General features: G+C 35.6%; 5 protein-coding genes. 1 reads left to right on the top strand and 4 read right to left on the bottom strand.

Features of this window, described 5'->3' with window-relative positions; translation table 11 throughout:
* Nucleotides 1-405 precede the first annotated feature (405 nt).
* The 4 genes from JOC76_RS07695 to JOC76_RS07680 form a co-directional block, all read right to left on the bottom strand.
* Nucleotides 406-1,839 (bottom strand): GntT/GntP/DsdX family permease, encoded by a 1,434-nt coding sequence (locus JOC76_RS07695; RefSeq protein WP_205177000.1) that lies wholly within the window; start codon nucleotides 1,837-1,839, stop codon nucleotides 406-408.
* 287 nt (nucleotides 1,840-2,126) lie between these two features.
* Nucleotides 2,127-2,831 (bottom strand): response regulator, encoded by a 705-nt coding sequence (locus tag JOC76_RS07690; RefSeq protein WP_205176999.1) that lies wholly within the window; start codon nucleotides 2,829-2,831, stop codon nucleotides 2,127-2,129.
* Nucleotides 2,832-2,845: 14 nt separating this feature from the next.
* Nucleotides 2,846-4,435, bottom strand: a complete 1,590-nt coding sequence (locus JOC76_RS07685; protein ID WP_205176998.1) for an ATP-binding protein — start codon at nucleotides 4,433-4,435, stop codon at nucleotides 2,846-2,848.
* A gap of 476 nt (nucleotides 4,436-4,911) precedes the next feature.
* Nucleotides 4,912-5,772: a sugar phosphate isomerase/epimerase family protein gene (locus JOC76_RS07680; RefSeq protein WP_205176997.1), complete on the bottom strand. Its 861-nt coding sequence runs from the start codon at nucleotides 5,770-5,772 to the stop codon at nucleotides 4,912-4,914.
* A 201-nt stretch (nucleotides 5,773-5,973) separates the two neighbouring features.
* Here JOC76_RS07680 and JOC76_RS07675 point away from each other — a divergent pair, with 201 nt between their 5' ends.
* On the top strand, nucleotides 5,974-6,837 hold the full coding sequence (locus JOC76_RS07675) for a helix-turn-helix domain-containing protein (RefSeq protein ID WP_205176996.1): 864 nt from the start codon (nucleotides 5,974-5,976) through the stop codon (nucleotides 6,835-6,837).
* The last annotated feature ends 326 nt before the right edge of the window (nucleotides 6,838-7,163 follow it).

The following is a 7,163-nucleotide window of genomic DNA, read 5'->3' as shown; positions in this document are numbered from 1 at the left end:
AAAGGTGACATTTCATCAAATTTAAGACGGAATGTCACCTTTTTTTATTAGCTCAAAATGAAAAGTTTAAAAAACGTAAGTTTTTCAGTGCCCTCCGCTTTAGCGCCGAGGAGGCTCCCCGGCACGCCCGCGGAAAGCGAGCGCCTGGAGCGGAAATCAACATCCATGTTTAACACAGCCAATAATAAAAAAGGCATAAAGACTTTTTCTACAAAAAATCCTTTATGCCTTTCAATCAATTATGAACAGCGTGTTTATGATAGTACTTATCCAATACTTCCAAGGTCGTTTCTTTTGCTTTTTTTATGACTTCATTAAAATTTTTGTCTTTAACCTTCTTCGGTGTTCTTTCCGATTCCCCTTTAGAAATTTATTGAAGAAACTGGTGTTAGACTCATTATTTTTTTAGAAATGGGGCAGCAAATTCAGTAAGAGAGCCATGATCAATCCAACAATTCCGATAATTGATTGAATAATGGTGATCGTTTTAAAGGTTTCTCCCATTGACATGCTAAAAGATTCCTTAACTAACCAGAATCCTGCGTGATTTGCGTAGTTAAAAAATAATGAACCTGCACCGATGGCAACCACTAATAATTCCTTATTAATGTGCGGGTCTGATCCAACAAGTGGTGCTAACAAACCTGTAGCCCCAACTATACCTACGGTAGCAGACCCTGTGGTGACAGAAAGTAAAGCAGCAATCAGCCAACCTATTGCAATGGCTGAGAGTTTCAACCCAGATGAAAGGTGGATGATAGCGTCTCCAACATGAGAGTTTACGAGTATCTTCGCAAATGCACCGCCGCCAGCAATAATTAATAAGATTCCGGCAATTGGTTTAAGACTTGCGCCGAGTGAATCACGAATTTTTTGTGTATCTGCTCCACGTCCATACCCCAATAAAATTATTCCTACTATTAGCCCGATTAATAAAGCTATAAATGGTTCTCCAATAAATCCTGTTATTATATTAAGTGTGACTGATTTTTTAAACAATGTCTCCGCTAATGTATGGCTTAACATCATTAGCATTGGAAGTAAAACAACGATAAATGCAGTTACAGGAGAGACAGGCTTTTCGACGGTTGCTGCCGTAAAATTTGAAGCGTCAATTTGGTCTGATATTTTTCCCTTTGATTCTACCGAAAGAGCCGTATATTGATTAAGCAGTTGTTGGTCAGGACGAACAGTCATCCGTGGCGCTATAAATTTAGCATATACAGGTCCTCCAAGAATAGCAGCAGGAATTGCACAGATAGTACCATAAATCATTGTAACTCCTAAGTTTGATTTAAAGCCTGCAATAGCAGTTAGGGGACCAGGATGTGGAGGGACCATGCCATGCATTGTAGCCAGTGCAGCTACTACCGGCACACCGATAAGAACGAATGCCGAACCCTTTATATTCCCTTGTTTCTCAACTTTGGCAGCCACAGTAAATACAAGAGGTAAAAGCATAATTAATCCTACTTCAAAGAACATTGGGATTCCGATAATGAATGCCACAGCACCCATTAACCAGGGTAAAGTTCGGTTAGTGGAACGCTTCAGTATAGTCGAAGCAATTTGGTCACTAGCACCTGAATCGCCTAAGAGTTTTCCTATCATTGCACCAAGTGCTACTTGTAGGCCGACACCGCCTAAGGTTCCCCCAGCACCTTCCTCAATTGTATTTAATATGCTCTCAGTATCAAGTCCCGATGCAAAGCCTACACAAACTGCTACCACTAAAAGGGCTATCATAGGATGAAATCTTAATTTTGAAACAATGAGAAGGACTAACAATAAAATGCTGCAAACTGCCACAATAAGTAATGAAATATCATGACCTGTCATAATTAACCACCCCTTAATTGAATAATGAATGCAAGATTCATAAATTTGAGCAAGAGAGCGCTCTCAATTCTCCCTAGCAATATAGATAACGCTTTCAAGTGTGCGTTTCGGTTGCTAATAATATAAATGTACATTCTTTTAAGAAAAATGAGAATATTAACTAAATTAACTGAATTAAATGAATTAAAATATTATTAACATTATTTGTAAGTTGTGAATAAAAAAATGTCTAACAGTGTCTAAACAAGTTTTCTTCAAAAAAAATGATTGGCTTTCGCCAATCACTTTTATAACTTCTTTTTACATTTGTATTTTCGTTCAGGGCGACCAACCATTCCATATTGAATATCAACTTCCAATTCATCAATTGAAGAAAGGTATTCTAAATACTTTCGTGCAGTGGAATCCGTGATTCCAAGGAGAACCGCTAATTCCTCAGCACTTACACTTTCTTTTTCGAATCGGAGTTTATCCCTTACTCTTATTAACGTAAATTTGTCAATGCCTTTTGGCAGTTGTTTTTCATTTGTACGTATTTGATTTGCATTCTCTTTTAAGGAGAAATAGGAATCAATTTCTCGCTGATCCATCGTTTTCTTTACTTTAAGTTGCTGCATTGTTTGTTTGTATCTAATCATTTCATCAGTAAATTTCTTTACATCAATTGGCTTAATTAAATAACTGAAAACTCCCCCGCGAATCGCCTCTGTAACTGTTTCAGCATCATTAGCAGCAGTTATGGGAATAACATCAATACCGCGATGATTCATTCTTATTATCCGTAATAAGTCTATTCCATTCACATCCGGCAGATAAATATCTAATAAAATTAATTGGGGCTTAAATGTCTGGAGATACATAAGCGCCTCATTCCCAGAATTAGCAATAGCTGAAACTTCAAAACCATCTATTTTTTCAGCGAATTGTTTATAAACCTTTGCTGCTAGGGGATCATCTTCCACGATCATAACTTGAGTGAGGTTCTCTCCCATTTGCATTCTCCTTCTTATCTTTTAGGAATTACAAGTGTAAATTTTGCACCGCCCAATAAGCTGTTTATTATATATACTTGTCCATTTAATTTTTGTAGAGAATTCTTAACGATACTTAGTCCGATGCCGCGATTATTTCCTGGTTTGGTGGTATATCCTTCTGTGAAGATATCGTCTTGTTCTTTAGCTAAAATACCTGTCCCATTGTCTTGTATATCGAAAACAATATCCCTTCCAATGTCAGTAAAGGAAACAGTTACGGCTGCACTTGCATTATTTTTTTCTTTCGCAGCTTCCATAGCGTTATCAATAATATTACCTAAAATGGTCACCAGCAGATGCGTATCAATTGAATCAGGGATTTCATCCAAGCAGCTCTCCTGATCAATTTTTAGATTTACTTTTAATTCTTTGGACCGATTTATTTTACCCAGAAGGCAGGCAACAAGCAAAGGTTCCTTAACTGCAGTCATTAGAAAAACAATCGTACTTTGACGTTCTGTGACTTCACTTGAGATGAGTTCCCGTGCTTTATCGTATTCTTCTATGCATAACAACCCATAAATGGTATTTAATTTGTTTAAAAATTCATGGTTTAGTGCTCGGATATTTTCAGAATAAGACTTTATTTTTGATACCTCATTAAAGAGTTGTTCAATTTCAAACTCTGTCCGGATCGTCAAAACTACTCCGTCTATCCGGTCCATTTGTTTAACTAGTGATAAATCAATTACATACAATTGATCGACAATAAATACCTTTTGATTGCTTTTTTCTTTTTTTGAAAAAATAACTTCTTGAATCAATTCCCTTAACCGGTGGTTTTGGATAAAGGAATCATCCAGTTGCAAATTTTGTACAAGTAATTCGCGTGCTCGTTTATTCATAGAAAGTACACGGAAATCCTTATCAACTGCAATAATTCCATCGCGAATGGATTCTAAAATTGCTTCTTTTTCTTTAAAAACATAGGATATCTCTTCCGGCTCAAGACCAAACATTTTTCGTTTTATTCTCCTCGCAATAAAAAAAGAGGATATTATTCCAATTAGCAATAATAAAAAAGCAAGTGCAATAATTTCTTCTTTATATGTTAGGATTCTTTTTTTTACATCAACCATTAAAAATCCGACGGAAGATACACCAATAATATCTCCTTTTTCATTTAAAATCGGTGTTTTGGCTTTAATTGCAGGACCAGAGATTCCCTCTCCAAAATAAACAACTGAAGTATGCTGTTTAAAAACAGGATCATTAGTTGTGCCCATTGGTTTACCAATATATTTTGGATTCGGGTGAGAATAACGAATTCCTTGTTTATTCCCAATTACAATATAACTTGCCCCTGTCAATTTCCTCATCTTTTCTGCAATCGGTTGAATTTCCTTTGAAGGGTTAGTGCTATCAAAAGCATGAATGATCCTTTTATCATTCGCAGCTAATTGAGCGACAGACATAGCCTCCTTACCGAGATATTCCGTTGAAAGATCGTCTATAATTTTTGTGAAAAAAAGGGCTGCCAGAATGGATGTTACACATATGACAATAGATATGTGTAATACCATTTGGGTAAACAATTTCAATTTCATGTTTGGTAGTTTCATCTTTTAATCTCCGACTTTAAAGCGTATTATATTTCAAGTATACCAAATTGTTTTACCGCGAAACGACAAAACCTATATATGATTTTGGGTTTATGCGAATTGTGAAAGTTTACACTTAAAGTAAACAGGATCTATGTCCCAACCAGCCTGAAAAATGATTATACAAGCAGGGGGTGGACAGTTTACTTGACGGGTTCAAGATCCACGGGTGCTACGTCCTCCCCCGATTACCGATATAATAAAACCATATAAAAAAAGGTCAACCAGAAAAATCTGGCTTACCTTATATTTCGAACGTAGGCTTTAACACAACAAGGAATAAAAGAAAAGAGCCTAAAATATGCAAGGTTTAATGGGATCCCTTGCGTATTTAGGCTCTTTAATTTTTACATACAAAAAAGATTCTATCATTTATAGCATTTACTTATTGCCAAATACAATAAAGGACCTTTTCCACAAAAAATCCTTTATGCCTTTCAATGAACAGCGTGTTTATTATAGTACTTATCCAATACTTCCAAGGTCGTTTCTTTTGCTTTTTTTATGACTTCCTCAGGATCCATTTGATAATATTCCGGTCTGAATAACTCAACGGATGCGACAAAATCATAATTCAATTCTTTTAATCTTTTCAAATGCGCCTCTAGATCAATCACACCGTGACCAGGCCATACTCTGTTAGTGTCATGCATTTGGCCAATCGGAAAATCCTCAACATCATTGATATGGAAAATAAACAATTTATCTGCTGTTTCATCTGTTACATCTTCTAATCTTGAGCCCATTCCAGTGAATTGGAATGTATCATACACAAGACCCACATTATCTCGATCAACTGCTTTTACAATGTTGTATGCTTGGGCAAATGTATTAACGGTATTTTGCGGAATTCCGATAAACTCAATCGCAATCTTTACGCCGTATGGTTCAGCCAAATCAGATAGATGAGTTAAAACCCGAATACAACTTGCATTGACTTCTTCCGTCAATGTTTTTCCTTTTTCGGTCACATCAATATTAGAAGGTACCACGCAAATATATGGGCAATCTATTTTTTTACAAATCTCTAAGTATTCTTTGAATTCTTCAATAATCTTCTCTTCGTCTTCCTTCGTACGGTTATTAAAAAAGCATAATGCGTTCAAAGAAAGTGGTTTAATATGATGGGTATCAAAATAGGCTTTTAAATCATCTAATGTATATTCTTTAAGATAATCCTTTAACTGATCAATTGAGCGAATTTCAATAAAATCGTAACCGTGTTTTTCACAATACTCTAAATTTTGTTGAAGAGTCGCACTTTCCCATGTTGTTCCTTCGTTAAATGATAATTTCATTGGTAAACCTCCATTATATAACTTATGTATGCGATTTCAGTTTAAAGGAAAATTTCCTTGTTTATTCTATATAATCTTGCTATAAAATTGTGTTTTGGTGCTATTTTATAAAAGTTTCTAAAATAAACCATTACTTTTGAGTCAGTATAAAATATACTATAATAGTAATGTTAGTGTTTCCGATTAGTGAGAGGTGAAAAAATGAATTACTATATTCCAAACGTAGAACCAGGCATCAAATCAAAAGGATTATATTTTTATGAACCCTCCGCTTTAACGAAAGAATTATATCATTATGTCCTATGGGGCGGTGAATATATAGTAGATGTTCCATACAGCATTAAGCGTGATTACATGAATTCCTTTATCATTTTTTATATAAAAAAAGGATCGATGCAATTCCACTATCTTGACCAATCATTTGTCGCCTCGAAAGATGACATTGTTATTTTAGATTGTAAAGAAAAAAATAACTACTCTGCACTGGAAGAAACAACCTTCCAATTTTTTCACTTTACAGGCGGTCACACTCAAGATATGTATAACGAGTTATACAAAAGAAAGGGTTGTACGTTTAGACTGCCGGCTGAACAAAATAATATTCCAGATATTTTATCCCTTATTGCGTCGAACCAGGAAATAGACTTTAAAATATCCTTAGAAATTTATAAACTGTTGGGTAATTTAGTAGAGAGTACCCGTAAGACGTTTGAAAACAGGGATGCTAACGTGGCAAAAGCAGTACCAACCGAAATTCAAGCCGTACTATCATATATAAGTGAGAATTACTCATCCAAAATTTCCATCGACCAGCTGAGTGAAATATCTAATATAAGTACCTATCATTTTTGCCGTACGTTTAAAAAGTATGTAGGAACCAGCCCCCATCAATATGTACTAAATTACAGAGTGCTGCAAGCCAAGAATCGATTGGTGGAAACCAATCTCTCAATCGAGCAAATTAGCATGGAGTGCGGATTTAATAGTATTGGCCATTTTATTAAAGTATTCTCCCAATCTACTGGCGGCATTACCCCTGGAAAGTTTAGAAAACTTTGTTTTTAATTATTATCTATTAAACGAAATTGTTGCTTTTATACTAATTTGATTGGAGCGGAAGGTGCTCGACTCCTCGAAAATGCTATCGCATTTTCTTCGTGCGTGGGCGAATTCGAGGAAGAATTTCAATGTCCTGCGGGAGTACGGGGCCGAGGAGGCTCCCCGGCACGCCAGCGGGTTTGCTGAGCACCTGGAGCGGAAATCAACTGAGCATATTTTTAAAAGATATCCATTTTTCGTGGATATCTTTTTGTTATTTTTTGATAAACTTATAAAAGTTTAGCAAGAAATGATAATTTGAGAGCAATATTTTATAATACAAAGATTCGCCA

Source organism: Neobacillus cucumis, assembly GCF_016908975.1.
Taxonomy (GTDB): Bacteria; Bacillota; Bacilli; order Bacillales; family Cytobacillaceae; genus Neobacillus; species Neobacillus cucumis.
Note: the sequence above shows the minus strand (reverse complement) of the source record. Positions and strands in the feature narration are given on the sequence as shown.